We start from the raw sequence: 19,993 nt of genomic DNA, 5'->3' as shown, positions 1-19,993 counted from the left end.
CTCACCGGGCCGCGTCGCGCAGCGCGTCCCTGGCCTGCCCGTACCGGTCGAGGACGGCCCGTACCGGGCTGAGGACGTACGTGTCGCCGACCTCGGCCACCGCGGCGGTGAGGCGCTTCTCGGCCCGTTGCCGGGCCCGCCGGGCCGCCCAGCGGATCACCGGCCGGGTCACCGCGGCCACCAGCAGCCCGGCGAGCAGGCCGCCGAGCAGCAGCAGGGTCGGCAGCGGCACCTCGCCCACCCGGGGGTACTCCAGGGCGGGCAGCCCGAGCGCGCGCAGCGCGTAGCCGAGCAGCAGCCAGCCGAGCCCGGTCAGCGCGGCGAGGGTGACCAGCCACTGGACGCCACCGACGAGCCGCCACCAGAGCGGCCGGCGGTCCATGCCCAGGTCGGTGCCGGCGATCGCCCGGTCCAGCGCGTCCGGCAGATCGTCGAGGCGGGACCGGGCGGCGGTGGTGACCGCGTCCGGCCAGGGCGCGGGCAGGTCGGCCCCGGAGCGGTCGCCGACCGCGCGGATGGCCAGCCCGAGGGCGGACCGCTGGGCGGCGGTCGGGTCGGGCACCGAGGTCGCGGCGACCAGGCTCTCCGCCGGCTGGTCGGCGGCCGGACCGGGCAGGTGCAGCCGGCGCAGCGGATCCGGTCGCAGCCGGCGCCAGCCCCGGACGATCGGCCAGCCGGTCGTGCCGCCGGCCCGGTGCCGGTACGCCCCTTGAACGGCGTCGGCCACCGCCGGCACCCCGGCCGCGCCGGCCAGGGCCCGGTCCAGCGAGCGGACCGTGTCCTCGTCGGGGGCGTCGCGGGGGAGGTCCGTGACCACCAGCTCACCCAGCCCCGCCACGACGGCGTCCACGTCGCCGGAGAGCCGGCGTAGCGACGCCTGACGCTCGGCGACCGCCCGCTCGAGCGCCTCCCGTAGCCCCGTCAAGCCGCCTTCGTGGACCGCCGTGGTGGCCAGCAGCGGCACGCCGTCCAGCCCGTCGGCGTCGAGCAGCCGGCGCAGGTCGTCGAGGACCCGGGGCAGCTCGGTCGCGGACAGCCGGTCGGCCTGGTTGAGCACGACCAGGGTCACGTCCCGGTGCCGGTGGAACTCGCGCAGGTAGCTGGTGTGGATCACCCGGTCGGCGTACTTCTGCGGGTCGACCACCCAGACGACCAGGTCGACCAGGCCGAGCAGCCGGTCCACCTCCAGCCGGTGGGACCGCTGCACCGAGTCGAAGTCGGGCAGGTCGAGCAGGACCAGCCCGTGCAGGCCGGTCTCGTCGTCGGCGTCCAGCGCGCTCTCCCGGACGAACCGGTGCCGGGGCAGCACGCCGACCCAGTCGAGCAGCCGGCTGGCGCCGTCGAGCGGGCCCCAGACGCAGGCGTGCGCCACGCCGGTGGTCGGGCGGCGCACGCCGACCGGGGAGAGGTCCAGCCGGGCCAGCGCGTTGAACAGGCTGGACTTGCCGCTGCCGGTGGCGCCGGCGAGCGCCACCACGGTGTGGTCGCGGGAGAGCGCCAGCCGGGTGCCGGCCCGCTCGACCAGGGTGTGCGCGGTGACCAGGCGGGAGTCCGGCACCTGGCCGTCCACGGCGGCCAGGAAGCGGCGTACCGCGTCGAGGCGGGCCACCAGGTCGTCGGCGTCCACCCGCTGCTCGCCCCGGAACGCCTCGCGCATCCGGCCGACGATGCCGGTCATCGGCGGTCACCGCCCGGGGCGGTCAGGTCGGGGCCGTCGCCGTCGGCCAGGCCGCTGCGGTGCCGGGCCACCTCGACCCGGGACGCGGCCCGGCGCAGCTCGGCCCCGGCGTCCGCGCCGGGCCGGGCCTCGTCGGTGCGCGTCAGGTAGCGCGCCGCCTCCTCGTCCAGCAGCGCCCGGACCCGGTCCAGCAGGTCGGCCCGGGCCTTGTTGGCGAGGGTACGCACGGCCTGGTCGCCGAAGATCGCCTGGAGCACGGTCTGCGCGGCGACGGTGGTGCCGGCCCCGGTCGCCACCTCCAGGCCGGTCGGGATGAACGCGGTCGAGGCGAAGACGGCGATCATGACGGCGAGGCCGGTGGCGTTGACCGCGTACGCGGCGGTGCGGGCCACGAAGCGCCGGTCGCCCCCCTCGGCCTTGACCAGCTCCAGCACCCCGCGCTGCCAGTCCCGGACCAGGCGCTCGGCCCGCTCCGAGAGGTCGTCGGAGGGGTGGGCCAGCCCCGGTTCGAGCAGCGCCGCCCCGGCCGGGTGCGCCTTCCAGGCGGTGTACGCGTGCTCGGCCGCCTCGGAGGAGACCCCGCGCAGCAGGGTGACCAGTTGGGACTCGATGGCGTTGCGCAGCTCGGTGGCGGGCGTGGCGGGGCGTCCGGTCATCGCGGCGACCACCCGGTCGCGCAGCCGGCCGATCCGTGCCTCCAGCGTCCGGAAGAACTCGCCGGTGCCGACGAACTCCTGCCACCGGGCCAGCACCTCGCCGCGGAGCAGCCGGCCGTCCTTGAGCCCCTCCTCCACCGTGCGGTGCGCACCCCGGTACGCGGCCCGGACCCGCTCGTCGAGCGCGTCGGCGGCGGCGACCTGCTCGTCGGCCGCCTCGGCCAGCGCCTCGACGGTCGGGTGCAGCGAGGCGAGCGCGCCGTCCAGCGTCTGCCGGACCACGGCGGCCCGGGCCTCGGCGTCGGCGGCCAGCCGGGAGAACCAGGCGCTCAGCGGCGCAGTGACCTTGTTCGGCAGCAGGCCCTGGCCGTCGACCCAGGTCTCGGGCAGGACGAACAGCGGCGCGGCGCCGAGATCCTGTGCGGCGAGCATCTCCGACAGGTGGGCGGCGATCTCGTCGGCGGCCTCCGGCGGCACCCGGTCGAGCACCATGGCGATGGCCGCGCCCCGGGCCCGGGCGCTGCGCAGCAGTTCCCAGGGGACGGCGTCGGCGTACCGGGCGGCGGTGGTGACGAAGAGCCAGAGGTCGGCGGCGGCCAGCAGCTGGCCGGCGAGGGCCCGGTTGGCGTCGACCACCGAGTCGATGTCGGGGGCGTCGAGGAAGGCCAGCCCGGCGGGGAGCGCGGGTGCGGTGACCAGGTGCAGGGCGCGCGGGTCCTCGCTCGGCTGGGTGGTGCGGGTGAGGCCGGGCAGCAGCTCGCCCTGGCGGAACCAGGCGGAGTCGGCCGGGTTGCAGACCAGCACGGGGGAGCGGGTGGTCGGGCGGAGCACCCCGGCGGCGCTCACCCGGGCCTGCACCAGGCTGTTGACCAGCGTCGACTTCCCGGCGCCGGTGGAGCCGCCGACCACCACCAGCAGCGGCGCGTCGAGCCGGGCCAGCCGGGGCAGCAGGTAGTCGTCGAGCTGGTCGGCCAGGGCCGAGGCGGTACGCCGGGCCGGCTCGGCCGACGGCAGGGTCAGCGGGAAGCGGGCGGCGTCGATCGCGGCCCGCAGCCCGGTCAGCGCGGCCGGGAGGCCGTCGGCGGTGGTGCCGGGGGCAGCCTCGGCGGCGTCCGGCGACCCGGTGCGGGCGGCGACGGGGGGCGCGCCGGACCGGGTGGCGGGATCGCCTTTGGTCGTCACCGCTAAAGCGTGCCCGACTGATGCAAGGGAAGACAACCGGACGGTAATAACGGTCGGGTTGCGTCGGGTCGGCTCAACCCCGACTTGCGGATTGCCGCCGGCATGGCACTATTGAGTCAAGTTCACTCAACTTGTGGTGCGGTCGCTGCGGGCGGCCCGCCAGGCAGGCCCGTGACCTGCCTCAACGTTACGAAGCGAGGAAGCGAAGATGGCACGTGCGGTCGGTATCGACCTCGGCACGACGAACTCCTGCGTCAGCGTTCTCGAGGGCGGTGAGCCCACCGTCATCGCCAACGCTGAGGGCTCGCGGACGACCCCGTCGATCGTCGCGTTCGCCCGCAACGGCGAGGTGCTCGTCGGTGAGGTCGCGAAGCGCCAGGCGGTGACCAACCCCGACCGGACCATCCGGTCGGTCAAGCGGGAGATCGGCACCAACTGGTCCGTCGACATCGACGGCAAGAAGTACACCCCGCAGGAGATCTCGGCGCGGACGCTGATGAAGCTCAAGCGGGACGCCGAGGCGTACCTGGGCGAGCAGATCACCGACGCGGTGATCACCGTCCCCGCCTACTTCAACGACGGTCAGCGCCAGGCCACCAAGGAGGCCGGTGAGATCGCCGGCTTCAACGTGCTGCGGATCGTCAACGAGCCGACCGCGGCCGCCCTGGCGTACGGGCTGGACAAGGGCTCCAAGGAGCAGACCGTCCTGGTCTTCGACCTCGGCGGCGGCACCTTCGACGTGTCGCTGCTGGAGCTGGCCGAGGGCGTCATCGAGGTCAAGTCGACCAGCGGTGACAACCACCTCGGTGGCGACGACTGGGACCAGCGCATCATCGACCACCTGGTGAAGACCTTCCGTGGCGAGCACGGCATCGACCTGGGCCAGGACAAGATGGCCCTGCAGCGGCTCCGTGAGGCCGCCGAGAAGGCCAAGATCGAGCTGTCCGCCGCCACCACCACCAACATCAACCTGCCGTACATCACCGCCGGCTCCGCCGGCCCGCTGCATCTGGACGTGACGCTCAGCCGCGCCGAGTTCCAGCGGATGACGCAGGACCTGCTGGACCGCTGCAAGGGCCCGTTCGAGCAGGCCGTGAAGGACGCCGGGATCAAGATCTCCGACGTCGAGCACGTGATCCTCGTCGGCGGTTCGACCCGGATGCCCGCCGTGACCGACCTGGTCAAGCAGCTCACCGGCCGCGACCCGAACAAGGGCGTCAACCCGGACGAGGTCGTCGCCGTCGGCGCCGCCCTGCAGGCCGGTGTGCTCAAGGGTGAGGTCAAGGACGTCCTGCTGCTCGACGTGACCCCGCTGAGCCTGGGCATCGAGACCAAGGGCGGCATCTTCACCAAGCTGATCGAGCGCAACACCACCATCCCGACCAAGCGCTCCGAGGTCTTCACCACGGCGGACGACAACCAGCCGTCGGTGCTGATCCAGGTGTTCCAGGGTGAGCGGGAGATCGCGGCCTACAACAAGAAGCTCGGCACCTTCGAGCTGACCGGCCTCCCGCCGGCGCCGCGCGGCGTGCCGCAGATCGAGGTCGCCTTCGACATCGACGCCAACGGCATCGTCAACGTCCACGCCAAGGACCTCGGCACCGGCAAGGAACAGAAGATGACGATCACCGGCGGCTCCTCGCTGCCGAAGGACGACATCGAGCGGATGCGCCGGGACGCCGAGGAGCACGCGGAGGAGGACAAGCGCCGCCGCGACGACGCCGAGACCCGCAACGTGGCCGAGGCGCTCCAGTGGCAGACCGAGAAGTTCCTCGCCGAGAGCGGCGACAAGCTGCCCAGCGAGAACCGCGACCAGATCAACGAGGCCCTCGGCGAGCTGCGCGGTGCGCTCGGCGGCCAGGACATCGAGAAGATCAAGGCGGCGCACGAGCGGCTGGCGCAGGTCTCCCAGCAGGCCGGTTCGCTGCTCTACTCGCAGCAGGCCGAGCAGGGTGAGCAGCCGGGCGCGGCCGGCCCGGGCGCGGGTGCCGGTGCCGCCGGCGGCCCGCAGGCCGGTGGCGCCGACGACGTGGTCGACGCGGAGATCGTGGACGAGGACAAGAAGTGACGGTCCGTCCCCGATCCGGACTCACGGTAGAGAAAACGAGGTAGTCGCATGACGGAGAAGCCACGAGCCGCCGACCCGGGAGCCACCGGGTCGGTGCCGGGTGGCTCCGCGCCCGCCGAGCAGGCCGCCGGCGACGGGCCGCGGGTCGTCATCCGCAACAACCGCAAGATCGGCAAGACCGAGGAGGCGCCCGCCGCCGCCGACGCCGGGGCGGACGTCCCGGCCGAGGGCCTGGTGGAGGAGGCCGAGGTCGTCGTCGACGAGATCGAGGTCGAGACGGTCGACGGTCCGGTCCCGGCCGGTCCGCCCGTGGTGGACGCCCCCGCGCAGCCGGTCGCCGGCGGCGTGGTGGGTGCCACGCTCGGCACCGAGCTGGAGGCCCTCCGGGCCGAGCTCGACGAGCGGACCCGGGACCTGCAGCGGGTGTCGGCGGAGTACGCCAACTACCGCAAGCGGGTGGACCGCGACCGCGGTCTGGTCCAGGAGCAGGCGACCGGCTCGGTGCTCGCCGCGCTGCTGCCGATCCTGGACGACCTGGACCGGGCCCGCGAGCACGGCGACCTGGTCGGGCCGTTCGGCACGGTGGCCGAGCAGCTCACCACCGCGCTGGGCAAGTTCGGGCTGACCCCGTTCGGGGAGCAGGGCGACCCGTTCGACCCGACCCGGCACGAGGCGGTCGCGCACCAGACCTCGGCCGACGTGGACGAGCCGACCTGCGTCCAGGTGATGCGCCGGGGCTACCAGCTCGGGGAGCGGCTGCTGCGGCCCGCACTGGTCGCGGTCGCCGACCCGGAATAGTGGGGAACCATCCGGTCGCCCCGCCCGCCGTACGACGGCGGGTGGGGCGGCCGGGCCACATCAGGCGGAAGGGGGTGGACCGGTGAGTTCCAAGGACTGGATCGAGAAGGACTACTACGCCGCGCTCGGCGTGCAGAAGTCCGCCTCCTCGGACGAGATCAAGAAGGCGTACCGGAAGCTGGCCCGGGAGTCGCACCCGGACCACAACCCGGGTGACCCGAAGGCCGAGGAGCGGTTCAAGACCGTCTCCGAGGCGTACGCGGTGCTCGGCGACGAGGCCAAGCGCCGCGAGTACGACGAGCTGCGCTCGCTGTTCGGCTCGGGCGCGTTCCGGCGCGGCGCCCGGGGGGCCGGGCAGCCCGGCGGGGTGCCGTTCGACGTCTCCGACCTCTTCGGCGGCGGTGGCGCCGGTGGCGCCGACACCCGGTTCGGCGGGGGTGGCTTCACCGACCTGTTCAGCTCGATCTTCTCCGGCGGTGGCGGGGCCGGTGGCCCGGCTCGTCCCCGCGGCCCGGCGCGCGGCCGGGACGTGGAGACCGAGGTGGCGCTCGACTTCGACGACGCGGTACGCGGGGTGACCGTCCCGCTGACGCTGCGCGCGCCGGGAGTCTGCGACACCTGCCACGGCGACGGCGCGAAGCCGGGCACCCGGCCGAAGGCCTGCCCGGTCTGCCACGGCGCCGGGGTGACCACCCGCAACCAGGGGTCGTTCAGCTTCTCCGAGCCGTGCCGCACCTGTCAGGGCGTGGGCACCGTCGTCGAGGAGAAGTGCCCGGAGTGCCAGGGCACCGGCGGGGTGACCAAGACCCGCACGCTGAACGTCCGCTTCCCCGCCGGGGTGGCCGACGGCCAGCGGATCAGGCTGGCCGGGCGCGGCGAGCCGGGTGAGCGGGGCGGCCCGGCCGGCGACCTCTTCGTGCAGGTCAAGGTCCGCCCGGACGAGCTGTTCGGGCGTACCGGGGACGATCTCACCCTGACCGTGCCGATCACCTTCGCCGAGGCGGTGCTCGGCACCGACCTGCGGGTGCCCACCCTCGACGGCGCGGTGACCCTGCGGGTGCCGCCGGGTACGCCGTCCGGGCGGGTGCTGCGGGCTCGGGGCAAGGGCGTGGTGCGGCGCGACGGTCAGGCCGGTGACCTGCTGGTCACGCTGGACGTGGTGGTGCCGGCGGTGGTGTCGGACGAGGCGCGAGCGACGCTGGAGTCGTTCGCCGAGCAGACTCCGCCGGCGGCTCGGGAACATCTCGACGCGCGGGTGCGTCGGGTCGGTTGACCGGTGGATCGGGTGCGGAGGTGAGCGGGATGTCGGGCGATTTCGTCGGTTCGGGTGACCCTGCCTACGAGGCCAAGGTGCTGATGATCTCGGTCGCGGCGCGGATGGCGGGGATGCACCCCCAGACCCTGCGCCAGTACGACCGGCTGGGCCTGGTGCAGGCCGGCCGGGCGGCCGGCGGTGGGCGTCGCTACAGCGTGCGTGACGTGGTGCTGCTGCGCGAGGTGCAGCGGCTCAGCCAGGACGACGGCATCAACCTGGCCGGCGTGAAGCGGATCATCGGCCTGGAGCGGCTGCTGGAGCAGGCGCAGCAGCGGGTGGCCCGGCTGGAGGCCGAGCTGGACGCCGCGTACCGGCGGATCGCCGAGCTGGAGTCGCTGGGCGGTTTCCCGCGCGGCGACCTGGTGCCCACCAACCGCACGTCGACGGCGCTGGTTGTCTGGCGTCCCCGCCGTACCCCGGACCGCTGAACCTCCGGCGCCGCCCGGCCCGATGGCCGGGGCGCGGCCGTCCACGCCCCGGTCCGGGTCCCTCGCGCGACCCGGACGCGGGACCGCTGACCGGCGCCGGGCGTTTCACCGCTGCCAGTTCGCGTTTCTCCGGCGACGGTCGGACCCCTTGGGTTAGCCTCAGAACCAGGTCCAACCAACTCAATCCGGACTCCGATGGCAGGGGGAGCCATGGCGGAATCGGCGAAGAAGGTTGCCCAGCAGACGGAGGGCCGGCTCGACAAGGTGGCCGAGAACGTCCGGCAGGGGTTCGACCGGGTGACCAAGGGTCGCTTCAGCGACGAGATCAAGAACGGCCGGTTCAGCGACCAGGTCGACCACGGCATCGACCAGGGGCGGGTCGAAGCGAGACGCCGGAAGCAGGGTGGATCGGAACGCTGACGATCCGCCGACGTGCGGGCCGGGACCCACGGGGGGTCCCGGCCCGTTCGCCTCGTCGAGGAAGAGTGGGCACGGGGCGGCCCGCGGCGCGCCGGCCGCTGGCGTCAGCCGATCCGGCGGTTCTCCCGGACCAGGCCGCCCTCGCACCAGTCGTGGTAGACGAAGAGGTCCTGCCGGGCCAGCAGCACCCGGCTGTTGTGCGCCCAGTTGCGCATCAGCTCGTCGCCCTCGCGCTCGGCCTGCTCGACCAGCTTGCGGAAGCGGCGCTTCGGGTGGGCGCGGAAGTTCGTCCGGATGCCGTCCGCCGCGTAGATGTAGAGGCAGTGCAGGGCGAACCGGCGGGCCGGGCAGGCCGGGTCCATCGCCAGGTCGAAGAGGGTGAGCACCAGGTGGTCGCCGGCGACCAGCAGGTCCCAGTCGGGCGGCATCGAGGCCAGCGGCACCGAGTCCGGGTGGTAGGCCCACGCCCGCAACTCCGTCGGCGACGGGTCGACGGGGTTGGCGAAGCCGTGGAACGTCGGATCCTGCACGCTCACCGGCAACCTTCCGCTTACGCCCGCGGGGCGCTACCGGCCACCCGCGGACCCCTGGCTCATTGGGGCAGAACGGTAACCGTCGCCGGTGGGCTGGCGGAAGAGCTTGTCGGGAGCAATTCGACAACGGGCGGACCGGCCGGGTCAGCCGTACGGCCGACCCGGCCGGGGCACGCTCAGTCGGTGGTCGGCACCGGTTCGGGCCGGCGGATCGTGGCCCGCCGCCGCAGCCAGACCTTGAACCAGCCCATGTCGGGCAGCCGCGCCAGCATCGGCCCGGTCACCACCGTGATCAGCACGTACGCCGTGGCGAGCGCCGCCAGCCTGGGCTCGACGGTGCCGGCGGCGACGGCCAGTCCGGCGATGACGATGGAGAACTCACCGCGCGGCATCAGCGCGAAGCCGGCCCGCCAGCGACCGGGCTCGGCGATGCCCGCCCGGCGGGCCGCCAGGTAGCCGGTGAGCAGCTTCGTCCCCATGGTCACCACGGCCAGGGCGAGCGCCGGCAGCAGCACCGGCGGCATGTCCCGGGGGTCGGTGACCAGGCCGAAGAAGACGAAGAAGACCGCCGCGAAGAGGTCCCGCAGCGGGGAGAGCAGCTGGGTCGCGTGGTGCGCCACCGGCCCGGAGAGCGCGATGCCGACCAGGAACGCGCCCACCGCCGCCGACACCTGGAGCTTGGCCGCGACGCCGGCGACCAGCAGGGTCAGCCCGAGGACGCCGAGCAGCAGCGCCTCCGGGTCCTTGGCGGACAGCGCCGAGGAGATGAGGTGGCCGTACCGGATGGCCACCACCAGGACGACGACCACGGTGAGCACCGCGATGCCGAGGGCGATGCCGCCCTTGACCAGCCCGACGCCGGCCAGCAGCGCGGTGACCAGCGGCAGGTAGAGCGCCATGGCCAGGTCCTCGATGACCAGCACGGAGAGGATCACCGGGGTCTCCCGGTTACCGACCCGGCCCAGGTCGCCGAGGACCTTGGCGATCACGCCGGAGGACGAGATCCAGGTGATGCCGCCGAGCACCACGGCGGCCACCCAGCCCCAGCCGAGCAGCAGCGCGAACGCGAAGCCGGGCAGCGCGTTGAGCAGCGCGTCGATCAGCCCGGCCGGCGCGGCGGAGCGCAGGTTGCCGACCAGCTCGTTGGCGCTGTACTCCAGGCCGAGCATGACCAGCAGCAGGATGACGCCGATCTCCGCGCCGACGGCGAAGAACTCCTCGCTGGCGTTGAGCGGCAGCAGGCCGCCGTGGCCGAAGCCCAGGCCGGCGAGGAGGTAGAGCGGGATCGGAGAGACCCCGAACCGCCGGCTGAGCCGACCCAGGAGTCCGAGGAGCAGCAGCAGCGCGCCGACCTCGACGAGCAGTGTGGTGGTTTCGTGCATCCGCCTCAGCCGTCCGGGTCACTGTCGGCGAGGATGGCGGTCACTCCGTCGAGACCCTGGCGGGTACCGACCACGACCACCACGTCACCGGCCGCGAAGCGGAAGGTGGGATCGGGTGAGACGTTCACCTCGCCCTGGCGGAGCACCGCCACGATCGAGGCGCCGGTGCGGGTGCGTGCCTTGGTGTCGCCCAGCCGCTTGTTGACGTACTTCGAGCCCGCCGGGATGGCGATCTGCTCGGTGAGCAGCCCGGCCGCCTGCTCGCGCAAGCCGGAGAGCTGGCCGAGCATCAGCGACGCGCCGAGGATGTCGGCGAGCGCCTCCGCCTCGTCGTCGGTGAGCGGGATGTCCGCCTGGCAGGCGTCGGGGTCGTCCGGGTCGTACAGGACGAGGTCACGGCGGCCGTTGCGGTGGGAGACGACCCCCAGCCGGCGGCCGGATTCCGTCACCAGGTCGTGCCGCACGCCGATTCCCGGTAGGGCAGTCTGTTCGACACGTACTCGCACCCGGGCAAGGCTACCCTGCCGAGGAGGCGCCCATGATCGATCGAGTGCTCCGCCCGATGGTCGCCCTGCTGGCCGTCCCGGCGCTGGTGGCGTGCTCGGCGATCGGGGACATCCGCCGCGATCCGCCGGCCCGGTCCGCCGCGCCGTCGCCGACGGCCGCGCCCGTGCCGGCACCGCCGCCGTCCGCCGGCTTCGACGAGGTACGCGCCGGCCGGGTCGCCGTCGCCCAGCGGTACGACGACCCGTTCGTGGAGTTCTCCGACGCCGCGCACGGCTGGGCGCTCTTCGCCAGCTGCGACGGCGGCCCGCCGGACCGGAACTGCCCGGCGCTGCTCTTTTCCACGCTGGACGGTGGCCGCTCCTGGCTGACCGTGCGCCACCCGCGCCCGGTGGCCGACAACCAGCAGCTCCACACCGCGCCGGGACTGGTGACGCTGCTGGCCGAGCCGCACGGCTGGTACACCTCGACCGACGGCGGTGCGAGCTTCGTGCGGACCGACGGGGAGCCGCCCGCCTGGCGGGCCGCGCAGGGGCGGTTCCAGGTGATCGAGGCGACCGGCCGGGTGGGCGAGTGGGACGGTGCGGCGCTGCGCCCACTGACCGTCCAGCCGCCCGTGCCGGGGCTGAACACCGTCGCGTCCTCCGCCGACCTGCTGGTGGCGGCGGGGGTGGGCGACGAGGGCCCGTCCGCGGCGGTCTCCACGGACCGGGGTCGGAGCTGGCAGCGGACCCCGGTGCCGGCGCCCGCCGGGGCGGTTGCCGTCCTGCGGGCGAAGGTCGCCCCGGACAGTCAGGTCTGGCTGGTGGGTGAGCGCCCGGACCGGATGGACTTCCCGGCGCTCTGGCGGTGGCAGGGGCGGTGGGAGTCCGTCCCGGCGCAGTCCTACCCCTCCCGGATCGTGTCGGTCGCTCCGATCGGCGCCGGGCGGGTCGCGGTGACCGGCCCGTACGGTGCCGGCGCGGTGATCGACGGCCGGTACACCCCGGTCGCCTGGCCGGTCGGCCCGGAGCACTACCTGACCACCCTCGCCGACGGCACCGTCTTCGCCCGTGGGTCGACGGACGTGGTGCTGGGCACCGGCGTCGGCACGGACCGGCGGTGGGTGCGGGTGACCGTCGAGGGCGACTGACGGGCGAGCGTTCCGCACCGGTCGGCCCGGCGAGCGGACGACGCGGCCCGGCCGGGGATCCCCGACCGGGCGTACGGCTGCCGCCGGCTCAGCGGAGCGCGGCGAAGAACTCCCGGAGGTCGGCGACCAGCACGTCGGTCGCCTCGTGCGCGGCGTAGTGCCCGCCCACGTCGCCGCGCCCCGCCACGTCGGCCTGGTGCGCCGTCCAGCGCACGATGTTCCCGTGGTCCCGCTCGGCGAAGCGGCGGATCGACTGGAAGTCGCCCGGGAACATCGCCAGCCCGGTCGGGGTGGTCGTCGGCCCGGTCGGGTGCTCGGTGGTGTGCGCGTCCTCCCAGTAGAACCGCATCGACGAGGCCGCCGTGCCGGTGAGCCAGTAGATCGCCACGTTGGCCAGCACGAAGTCGGGGTCCAGGCTCCGGTCGAAGAGCTGACCGTTCCAGGCGAGCAGGCCGACCGGCGAATCGGCCAGCGCGAACGACAGGGTCTGCGGCTGCTGGCTCTGCACCTGGTTGAAGGAGAACTTGTTCTCGAAGAACCACGTCAGGTGGGCGAGCGCCGCCTGGTCGGCCTCGGAGAGCCCCTGGAACTCGCTCGGGTCCCCGGAGGGGAACGAGAAGAGCTGGGTGACGTGGACGCCGAGCACGTGCTCGGGGTCGATGCGGCCGATCTCCGGCGAGATCATCGAGCCGGCGTCGTTGCCGACCGCGCCGTAGCGGTCGTAACCGAGCCGGGCCATCAGCTCCGCCCAGGCCCGTGCGGTGCGGTACCGGTTCCAGCCGGGGCTGCGGGTCGGCCCGGAGAAGCCGAAGCCCGGCAGCGACGGGATGACCAGGTCGAACGCCGGCGCCGCGGGATCGGTGGGCTCGGTGAGCGGGCCGATGACGTCCAGGTACTCCACCACCGAGCCGGGCCAGCCGTGGGTGAGCACGAGCGGGGTGGCGTCGGTGCGGGACGACCGGACGTGCAGGAAGTGGATGTCCTCGCCGTCGATCTCGGTGACGAACTGCGGGTGGGCGTTCAGCCGCGCCTCCACGGCCCGCCAGTCGAACCTCTCCAGCCAGTACGTCACCAGCTCGCGGACCCGGTCGGTGGTCGTGCCGTAGGCGTCGCCGACGCCCGGGAGCTCCCCCGGCCAGACGGCCCGGCGGAGCCGGCCGGCGAGGTCGTCGAGGGCGGTCTGCGGGATGTCGACGCGGAACGGGCGGATGGCGGTGTCGGACATGCGCTGCTCCTCAGAACGGAATGTTTCGTTCCGTTCGACCATAGCAGAGCGGAACGATCCGTTCCACTGTTATCCTCGGGTCATGCCGAACCCGACCGACACCCCGCCGCTCGCCGGGAGGCGCGCCCAGGCGGCGCGCAACGACGCGGTGATCCTGGAGGCTGCCCGCGCGGTCTTCCTCGCCGACCCGAAGGCCCCGATCGCCGCGGTCGCCGAGCGCGCCGGCGTGGGGATCAGTGCTCTCTACCGGCGGTACGCCGGCAAGGAGGACCTGCTGCGCAGGCTCTGCCACGACGGCCTGCGGCGGTTCATCGAGGCGGCCGAGGAGGCGGCCGGCGACCTGGACGACTGGTCCGCCTTCGCCGGCTTCCTGGAGCGCGTCGTCGATGCCGACGTGCACTCGCTGACCGTGCACCTGGCCGGTACCTTCACCCCGACGGCCGAGATGGGTCGGGACGCCGCGCGGGCCAACGAGCTCACCGCGGCGCTGGTGGAGCGGGCGCGGCGTGCCGGGCGGCTCCGACCCGACGTGGTGGTGCAGGACGTCGGGCTGCTGCTGGAGGGGTGTGCGGCGATCCGCGTACCCGATCCGGAGCGGACCCGGCAGTTGCGCCGGCGGCAGCTCGCGCTGCTGCTGGCCGGCCTCGCCGTCACCGATCCCCCGCTGCCGGGGCCGCCGCCCGCCGCCGGGGAGTTCGACTGGCGGTGGCGGCGACCCGGGTGACCCGGGTCACACACTTGGAGTTGAGCGGAATAGGCTCAACTCTGGTTTCGTCCTTACTGGCGGACACGCCGATCCAGGGGAGCCCATGAACACGGAACGCCTCACCACCAAGAGCCGCGAGACCATCACCGGTGCCGTCGCGCTGGCGAACCAGCGCGGTCACGCCACCGTGGAGCCCTGGCACCTGCTGCTGGCCCTGCTGGACACCGACGGCTCGACCGCCGCCGGCCTGCTGCGCGCCGTCGGGGCCGACCCCGCCGAGCTGCGCCGGGTCGCCCAGCGCTCGGTCGACGCGCTACCCGCCGCCCGGGGCTCCAGCATCGCTGAGCCCACGCTGGCCCGCGAGTTCGTCAACGCCATCGGCGCCGCCGAGCAGATCGCCCGGCCGCTCGGCGACGAGTACACCTCGACCGAGCACCTGCTCGCCGGCCTGGCCCGGGTCGGTGGCGCGGTCTCCGGCGCGCTGAAGGGCGTCGGGGCCACCGAGGAGAACCTGGTGGCCGCCTTCCCGACCGTCCGGGGCGGCGACCGTCGGGTCACCACCGCCGACCCCGAGCAGACCTACCAGGCCCTCGCCAAGTACGGCGTCGACCTGACCGCCAGCGCCCGGGACGGCAAGATCGACCCGGTCATCGGCCGGGACTCGGAGATCCGCCGGGTGATCCAGGTGCTGTCCCGCCGGACCAAGAACAACCCGGTCCTCATCGGCGAGCCGGGCGTCGGCAAGACGGCGATCGTCGAGGGGCTGGCCCAGCGGATCGTCGCCGGCGACGTGCCGGAGTCGCTGCGCGACAAGAAGCTGGTCTCGCTCGACCTCGGCGCGATGGTCGCCGGCGCGCAGTACCGGGGCCAGTTCGAGGAGCGGCTGAAGTCCGTCCTCGAGGAGATCAAGAACTCGAACGGCCAGGTCATCACCTTCCTCGACGAGCTGCACACCGTCGTCGGCGCCGGCAAGGGCGAGGGCTCGATGGACGCCGGCAATATGCTCAAGCCGATGCTCGCCCGCGGCGAGCTGCGAATGGTCGGCGCGACCACGCTGGACGAGTACCGCGAGCACATCGAGAAGGACCCGGCGCTGGAGCGCCGCTTCCAGCCGGTGCTGGTCGGCGAGCCGACCATCGAGGACACCATCGGCATTCTGCGTGGCCTCAAGGAGCGCTACGAGGTGCACCACGGCGTACGGATCACCGACGCCGCGCTGGTCGCCGCCGCCGCCCTCTCCGACCGCTACATCACCGACCGGTTCCTGCCGGACAAGGCGATCGACCTGGTCGACGAGTCGGCCTCCCGGCTCCGCATGGAGATCGACTCCCGCCCGGTGGAGGTCGACGAGATCGAGCGGGCCGTACGCCGGCTGGAGATCGAGGAGATGGCGCTGGCCAAGGAGCCCGACGCCGCCTCCGCCGAGCGGCTGGAGCGGCTGCGCAAGGAGCTGGCCGACAAGCGCGAGCAGCTCACCGCGCTGTCCGAGCGCTGGCAGACGGAGAAGAGCCACATCACCAAGCTCTCCACCGCCAAGGAGGAGCTGGAGCGGCTCGGCGGCGAGGCCGAGCGGGCCGAACGCGACGGTGAGCTGGAACGCGCCGCCGAGCTGCGCTACGGCCGTATCCCGGCGCTCAAGACCGAGCTGAAGCAGGCCGAGGAGGAGCTGGCCCGGCTCCAGGCCGACGGCGCCATGCTCAAGGAGGAGGTCGGCGCGGACGACATCGCCGCGGTGGTCGCCTCCTGGACCGGCATCCCCGCCGGCCGGCTGCTGGAGGGGGAGACCGCCAAGCTGCTCCGGATGGAGGAGTCGCTGGCCTCCCGGGTGGTCGGCCAGGCCGAGGCGGTGGGCGCGGTCTCCGACGCCGTCCGCCGGGCCCGGGCCGGCGTCGCCGACCCGGACCGCCCGACCGGCAGCTTCCTCTTCCTCGGCCCGACCGGCGTCGGCAAGACCGAGCTGGCCAAGGCGCTCGCGGAGTTCCTCTTCGACGACGAGCGGGCCATGGTCCGCATCGACATGAGCGAGTACGGCGAGAAGCACTCCGTCGCCCGCCTGGTCGGCGCCCCGCCCGGGTACATCGGCTACGAGGAGGGCGGCCAGCTCACCGAGGCGGTGCGCCGCCGGCCGTACTCGGTGATCCTGCTCGACGAGGTGGAGAAGGCCCACCCGGACGTCTTCGACATCCTGCTCCAGGTGCTCGACGACGGCCGGCTCACCGACGGCCAGGGCCGCACGGTGGACTTCCGCAACGCGATCCTGATCCTCACCTCCAACCTCGGGTCGTCGGTGATCAGCGACCTGACGCTGGCCGAGGAGCAGCGCCGCGAGGGGGTCCTCGCCGTGGTCCGCTCGCACTTCAAGCCGGAGTTCCTCAACCGCCTCGACGACATCGTGGTCTTCGCCGCGCTGCTCGGCGACGACCTGCGCTCCATCGTTGACATCCAGCTCAACCGGATGCGAAAGCGTCTCGCCGACCGTCGGTTGGCACTGGACATCACCGATGCCGCCCGTGGATGGCTCGCCGAGCACGGCTACGACCCGATCTACGGCGCCCGCCCGCTGCGCCGCCTGGTCCAGACCGCCATCGGCGACCAGCTCGCCAAGGCGCTGCTGGCCGGGCAGATCCGCGACGGCGACACCGTCCGGGTCGACCTCGCCGACACCAAGGACGCCCTCACGGTCGCCCCGGCCTGACCCACCCGCGCCCAGGACGACGGGCCCGCCTCCCGGCGGGCCCGTCCCCGCACCCGACCAGCCCCGCACCCGCCCCGGTGATCAAGAAGTTTGCGTCGGCGTCACCGCTCCTGCTGACGCAAACCCCTTGATCAGGAGGGTGGGGGTTGGCGGGACGGGGAAAGAATGGGGGCATGTTCGGGATCGGGAAGAGCAGGGACCGGGAGCTGGACGCGGCCGTCAAGGAGCTCGCCGGGGCGGACACGCTCGCGTTCGGCGGGGTGGGCATCGCGGGCACGCTGCTGCCGGTGACGGAGGCGTACCGGCGGGTCGAGGAGGCCCTCCACGCGCACCCGGACGAGGCGCGGGACAAGGTCGACTGGCTGCTCCGGCACGGCTCGCCCGCCGGGAAGGCGTACGCGGCGACCCTGCTGGAGCGGGTCGACCCGGCGGCGGCCCGGGAGGCCTGGGCGTCGCTGCGCGACGACAAGGGCGAGTTCACCACCTTCACCGGCTGCGTGATGGGCAACGCCAGCCTGCCCGGGTACGCCACCGAAAGGCTGGCCGGACGGTAGGCCGGAGTCCGGCCGAACGGGGCTGCGGCAACCGGTCGACGCCCCGTAGCTTCCCCGCATGACTCAGGACGCCGGCGCGCCGGCCCGCCCACCGCGCCCCACCGCCGTCACCGTCGCCTCCTGGATGCAGATCGCCGCCGCCGTCGTGCTGCTGGCCCTGCTCGGCCTGGTGATCTGGCAGGCGATCGAGTGGAACGGCGAGATCGACCGCGCGGCGCGGCTGGTGCCCGACGCCGATCTGGACGAGGTCTCCGGCGAACGGTTCGGCAACATCGTCATGTCCTGTGTGCTCGGGGTGCCCGCGCTGCTGCTCGCCGCCGGGCTCCTCGCCACCGCGCGCGGCGTCCGTCGGGGCAGCAACGTCGCCCGGATCCTGGTCTTCGTGGCCGGCGGCCTGCAACTGCTGGCCACCTGCGCGCAGGGCGGATTGTCGGTCCTGTTCATCCCCTTCCTCTTCGCCCTCGGCGGCCCCGAGGAGGAGTGGGACTCCGACATCCCGGCCGAGTTCATGCCGGAGGAATCGGGGTTCATGCGGGAGCTCTACGGCGACGGGTCCGATCCGACCGGCGACATCCTCTTCGGCGCCGGCAGCCTGGGGACGCTGCTGGTCGTCGGCCTCACCCTCACCGCGGTGGTGCTGCTGGCGCTGCCGTCGGTGCACCGCTGGTTCGTGCCCCGCGCCGCCGAGCAGGCCCGCCCGGCACCGCTCAACCCGCCCTACCCGCCCGCCTTCCTGCTGCCGCCCGGTTACATGCTCTGCCCCGACCCGCGCGCGCACGGCCTGCCGCCGCAGCTGACGCCGGCCGCGCCCATGCCGGCCGCGCCGACTCAGCCCGCCACGCAGCCGATGCCGCCCCAGCCCATGCCGACCGCACCCGCCCAGCCCGCACCCGCCCAGCCCGCGTCCGCCCAGCCCGCACCCGCCCAGCCCGCGTCCGCCACCCCGCCGCAGCCCGCACCGGACGCACCGCCGGCACCGGACGCGCCGGACGCCGGACCGAAGCCGGGCAGCTGAGCTGGCGGTCCCACCCCCTCCACACCGGGACGCTGAGTGACTGGTCGCTCACTCAAGCCGGGCGTGTTTCCCCAGGTGCGCGGGGTTGTTACCGTCTCCGCCGACGCGTGGGGAGGCGGTCGGGGTGGACGGTTCGGTGGCGTACCTGGTGGCGGCGGTGGGGTGTCTGGTCGGGGTGGCCGGGGTGGTGATCGCCGTGATCGCCCTCGCCCGGCAGCGGAAGAGGACCGGGCCGGCGGCACCGGGCGACCCGTTCCGGGACACCGACGCGGACGCGCTCCGGGGTGACCCGCGCAAGCTCAAGCCCGGCGACATCGTCGAGATCCGGCAGGTGTCGTACGCGATCCGCGGCTCGGTGCACCTGGTCGAGGGCGCCTGGAGCTGGGCCGAGCACCTGCTGGACGACGCCGGTGGGGCCAAGCGCTGGCTCTCCGTCGAGGAGGACCCGGACGTGGAGCTGGTCCTCTGGACCGCCGAACCGGGGGCCACCGTCACGCCGGGTGCGCCCATCCTCGACTTCGCCGGCCGCCGCTACTCGTGGGAGGAGTCCGGGCAGGCCCGCTACTCGGCCACCGGCACCACCGGCCTCGACCCGACGGGTACCGTCCGCTACCACGACTACCGGGCGCAGGGCGGGGCCCGGCTGGCCTTCGAGGCGTACGGGGAGGCCGGCTGGGAGGTGGCCGTCGGTGAGCCGCTGCACCGCTCCGAGGTGATGGTCTACCCGCAGGCCGGCCCGGACAAGGTGGGCTGAGCGTGCTGGTCCGCATCGACACCCCGTACGTCGACACCAGCGCCGCCGATCTCGGCCTGGCCCTGGGTGACCCCGAGCTGCCGGCCCTGGCCGTCCGCGAGATCGACCTGCCCGGCGGCGTCCGGCTGCGGCTGCGCCTGCTCGGCGCCTCCCATCAGGTCGTCCTGCCCACCCCGACCGGTGGGCTCACCGAGACGGTGGCCTGCCTGCCGGGTCGGCCACCACACCTGCCCGGCACGCTGCACGACGAGCCGAACGGCTACCGGTTCACCGCCACGGTGCTCCGGCCGCCCGCCGGTGAACTGCGTGCCCGCGTCGCCGCGCTCCGCGCCGAACTGACCGACGACCCGTACGCGCTGGTCGGGGTCTTCCCCGGCGACCCGGACGCGGTCACCGCGCTGGCGGTACGGCCCGATCCGCCGGACGGGTCGGTCGGCTGGCGGACCTGGCACGCGTATCCCCAGACCAACGAGCTGGTCCTGACCGAGACGGTGGTGGCACTGCGATGACGTACCGGCGCTGGTTCGTGGTGGGGGTGGGGTTCGCCGTCATCGGCGCCCTGGTCGCCGCCTTCGCGATCTTCTACGGTAACTTCTCGCCCCGCGGTTACGTCGAGGACCGGTACACCCGGGCGACCAGCCAGGACATCGGCGGCGAGGCGGTCGCATACACCTCGGACAAGACCCCGAGCCAGGTGGCGCAGGACGTGACCGAGGCCTGGCAACCGGCCGACCAGTACGTCGACGGCAGCGGCGTCTACCTGCGCTACGACGACGACTCGGTGGTGATCCTGCCGATCGCCACCGGCTCGGTGATCCTCCTCGAAAGCCTCCGCACCGCCTACCCGCGCTACCACTCCACCGTGGGCAGCCACTGGGGCTGGGGCCGGGGCAGCACCGTCCGGGGTGGCGGCCCCGGCAGCGGCAAGTAGCCCGACCCGAACGACAC

19 protein-coding genes are annotated in these 19,993 nt (G+C 73.8%); 13 read left to right on the top strand and 6 right to left on the bottom strand.

Annotated elements, in window-relative coordinates:
* Window position 1 precedes the first annotated feature (1 nt).
* Both ACTMTB_RS07260 and ACTMTB_RS07255 read right to left on the bottom strand, forming a co-directional pair.
* Window positions 2–1,678 (bottom strand): GTPase, encoded by a 1,677-nt coding sequence (locus ACTMTB_RS07260; RefSeq protein ID WP_441143461.1) that lies wholly within the window; start codon window positions 1,676–1,678, stop codon window positions 2–4.
* Window positions 1,675–3,516, bottom strand: coding sequence for an ABC transporter (locus tag ACTMTB_RS07255; protein WP_441143459.1), 1,842 nt, complete (start codon window positions 3,514–3,516; stop codon window positions 1,675–1,677). The genes ACTMTB_RS07260 and ACTMTB_RS07255 overlap by 4 nt, the downstream gene beginning before the upstream one ends.
* Before the next feature lie 208 nt (window positions 3,517–3,724).
* On the opposite strand from ACTMTB_RS07255, the gene dnaK reads away from it, so the two are divergent.
* The 5 genes from dnaK to ACTMTB_RS07230 all read left to right on the top strand — a co-directional run bounded on the left by dnaK (window position 3,725) and on the right by ACTMTB_RS07230 (window position 8,545).
* Window positions 3,725–5,584, top strand: a complete 1,860-nt coding sequence (dnaK, locus tag ACTMTB_RS07250) for a molecular chaperone DnaK (RefSeq protein ID WP_179802551.1) — start codon at window positions 3,725–3,727, stop codon at window positions 5,582–5,584.
* Window positions 5,585–5,632: 48 nt separating this feature from the next.
* Window positions 5,633–6,382: a nucleotide exchange factor GrpE gene (gene grpE, locus ACTMTB_RS07245; RefSeq protein WP_441143456.1), complete on the top strand. Its 750-nt coding sequence runs from the start codon at window positions 5,633–5,635 to the stop codon at window positions 6,380–6,382.
* A gap of 82 nt (window positions 6,383–6,464) precedes the next feature.
* Window positions 6,465–7,655, top strand: a complete 1,191-nt coding sequence (dnaJ, locus tag ACTMTB_RS07240) for a molecular chaperone DnaJ (protein WP_441143454.1) — start codon at window positions 6,465–6,467, stop codon at window positions 7,653–7,655.
* Between the two features lie 29 nt (window positions 7,656–7,684).
* Window positions 7,685–8,125, top strand: coding sequence for a heat shock protein transcriptional repressor HspR (locus tag ACTMTB_RS07235; protein WP_088959533.1), 441 nt, complete (start codon window positions 7,685–7,687; stop codon window positions 8,123–8,125).
* A 210-nt stretch (window positions 8,126–8,335) separates the two neighbouring features.
* A complete protein-coding gene (locus ACTMTB_RS07230; RefSeq protein ID WP_441143452.1) occupies window positions 8,336–8,545 on the top strand; it encodes a hypothetical protein in 210 nt (69 codons plus the stop codon).
* A gap of 104 nt (window positions 8,546–8,649) precedes the next feature.
* Here ACTMTB_RS07230 and ACTMTB_RS07225 read toward each other — a convergent pair whose 3' ends face one another.
* From ACTMTB_RS07225 to ACTMTB_RS07215, 3 genes are all read right to left on the bottom strand, one after another.
* Window positions 8,650–9,081 (bottom strand): hypothetical protein, encoded by a 432-nt coding sequence (locus tag ACTMTB_RS07225; RefSeq protein ID WP_210777139.1) that lies wholly within the window; start codon window positions 9,079–9,081, stop codon window positions 8,650–8,652.
* 173 nt (window positions 9,082–9,254) lie between these two features.
* Window positions 9,255–10,460 carry a cation:proton antiporter gene (locus ACTMTB_RS07220; protein WP_350794671.1) on the bottom strand — a complete coding sequence of 402 codons (1,206 nt, stop codon included), beginning with the start codon at window positions 10,458–10,460 and terminating at the stop codon, window positions 9,255–9,257.
* A 5-nt stretch (window positions 10,461–10,465) separates the two neighbouring features.
* Entirely contained in the window at window positions 10,466–10,966 is a 501-nt protein-coding gene (locus tag ACTMTB_RS07215) for a cation:proton antiporter regulatory subunit (RefSeq protein WP_154940767.1), read from the bottom strand.
* Window positions 10,967–10,998: 32 nt separating this feature from the next.
* Between ACTMTB_RS07215 and ACTMTB_RS07210 the strand changes: the two genes are divergently transcribed.
* A complete protein-coding gene (locus ACTMTB_RS07210; protein ID WP_441143448.1) occupies window positions 10,999–12,096 on the top strand; it encodes a hypothetical protein in 1,098 nt (365 codons plus the stop codon).
* A gap of 88 nt (window positions 12,097–12,184) precedes the next feature.
* Here ACTMTB_RS07210 and ACTMTB_RS07205 read toward each other — a convergent pair whose 3' ends face one another.
* On the bottom strand, window positions 12,185–13,321 hold the full coding sequence (locus ACTMTB_RS07205; protein ID WP_441143446.1) for an epoxide hydrolase family protein: 1,137 nt from the start codon (window positions 13,319–13,321) through the stop codon (window positions 12,185–12,187).
* An 82-nt stretch (window positions 13,322–13,403) separates the two neighbouring features.
* On the opposite strand from ACTMTB_RS07205, the gene ACTMTB_RS07200 reads away from it, so the two are divergent.
* From ACTMTB_RS07200 to ACTMTB_RS07170, 7 genes are all read left to right on the top strand, one after another.
* Window positions 13,404–14,045, top strand: a complete 642-nt coding sequence (locus tag ACTMTB_RS07200) for a TetR/AcrR family transcriptional regulator (protein ID WP_441143444.1) — start codon at window positions 13,404–13,406, stop codon at window positions 14,043–14,045.
* 85 nt (window positions 14,046–14,130) lie between these two features.
* A complete protein-coding gene (gene clpB, locus ACTMTB_RS07195) occupies window positions 14,131–16,722 on the top strand; it encodes an ATP-dependent chaperone ClpB (RefSeq protein ID WP_441143442.1) in 2,592 nt (863 codons plus the stop codon).
* A gap of 173 nt (window positions 16,723–16,895) precedes the next feature.
* A complete protein-coding gene (locus tag ACTMTB_RS07190; RefSeq protein WP_441143440.1) occupies window positions 16,896–17,276 on the top strand; it encodes a hypothetical protein in 381 nt (126 codons plus the stop codon).
* A 58-nt stretch (window positions 17,277–17,334) separates the two neighbouring features.
* Window positions 17,335–18,291: a hypothetical protein gene (locus ACTMTB_RS07185; protein WP_441143438.1), complete on the top strand. Its 957-nt coding sequence runs from the start codon at window positions 17,335–17,337 to the stop codon at window positions 18,289–18,291.
* 124 nt (window positions 18,292–18,415) lie between these two features.
* Window positions 18,416–19,045 (top strand): DUF4178 domain-containing protein, encoded by a 630-nt coding sequence (locus tag ACTMTB_RS07180; RefSeq protein WP_441143436.1) that lies wholly within the window; start codon window positions 18,416–18,418, stop codon window positions 19,043–19,045.
* A gap of 2 nt (window positions 19,046–19,047) precedes the next feature.
* Complete coding sequence (locus ACTMTB_RS07175; protein ID WP_441143434.1) at window positions 19,048–19,554, top strand: DUF2617 family protein; 507 nt, start codon at window positions 19,048–19,050, stop codon at window positions 19,552–19,554.
* Complete coding sequence (locus ACTMTB_RS07170; protein WP_441143432.1) at window positions 19,551–19,976, top strand: DUF4247 domain-containing protein; 426 nt, start codon at window positions 19,551–19,553, stop codon at window positions 19,974–19,976. Before ACTMTB_RS07175 ends, ACTMTB_RS07170 begins: the two co-directional genes overlap by 4 nt.
* Window positions 19,977–19,993 lie beyond the last annotated feature (17 nt).

The sequence above is a fragment of the Micromonospora sp. L32 genome, from assembly GCF_052068055.1.
Classification (GTDB): domain Bacteria; phylum Actinomycetota; class Actinomycetes; order Mycobacteriales; family Micromonosporaceae; genus Micromonospora; species Micromonospora purpureochromogenes.
The sequence above is the reverse complement of the archived record's forward strand: the minus strand, read 5'-3'. Positions and strand labels throughout refer to the sequence as shown.

Excerpts from the sequence above, each read along its gene's own strand:
- ACTMTB_RS07185 (WP_441143438.1), top strand. The coding sequence starts at position 17,335 with ATGACTCAGGACGCCGGCGCGCCGGCCCGCCCACCGCGCCCCACCGCC.
- grpE (WP_441143456.1), top strand. The coding sequence starts at position 5,633 with ATGACGGAGAAGCCACGAGCCGCCGACCCGGGAGCCACCGGGTCGGTG.
- ACTMTB_RS07200 (WP_441143444.1), top strand. The coding sequence starts at position 13,404 with ATGCCGAACCCGACCGACACCCCGCCGCTCGCCGGGAGGCGCGCCCAG.
- ACTMTB_RS07230 (WP_441143452.1), top strand. The coding sequence starts at position 8,336 with ATGGCGGAATCGGCGAAGAAGGTTGCCCAGCAGACGGAGGGCCGGCTC.
- dnaK (WP_179802551.1), top strand. The coding sequence starts at position 3,725 with ATGGCACGTGCGGTCGGTATCGACCTCGGCACGACGAACTCCTGCGTC.
- ACTMTB_RS07235 (WP_088959533.1), top strand. The coding sequence starts at position 7,685 with ATGTCGGGCGATTTCGTCGGTTCGGGTGACCCTGCCTACGAGGCCAAG.
- ACTMTB_RS07260 (WP_441143461.1), bottom strand. The coding sequence starts at position 1,678 with ATGACCGGCATCGTCGGCCGGATGCGCGAGGCGTTCCGGGGCGAGCAG.
- ACTMTB_RS07220 (WP_350794671.1), bottom strand. The coding sequence starts at position 10,460 with ATGCACGAAACCACCACACTGCTCGTCGAGGTCGGCGCGCTGCTGCTG.
- ACTMTB_RS07205 (WP_441143446.1), bottom strand. The coding sequence starts at position 13,321 with ATGTCCGACACCGCCATCCGCCCGTTCCGCGTCGACATCCCGCAGACC.
- ACTMTB_RS07170 (WP_441143432.1), top strand. The coding sequence starts at position 19,551 with ATGACGTACCGGCGCTGGTTCGTGGTGGGGGTGGGGTTCGCCGTCATC.
- ACTMTB_RS07210 (WP_441143448.1), top strand. The coding sequence starts at position 10,999 with ATGATCGATCGAGTGCTCCGCCCGATGGTCGCCCTGCTGGCCGTCCCG.
- clpB (WP_441143442.1), top strand. The coding sequence starts at position 14,131 with ATGAACACGGAACGCCTCACCACCAAGAGCCGCGAGACCATCACCGGT.
- ACTMTB_RS07190 (WP_441143440.1), top strand. The coding sequence starts at position 16,896 with ATGTTCGGGATCGGGAAGAGCAGGGACCGGGAGCTGGACGCGGCCGTC.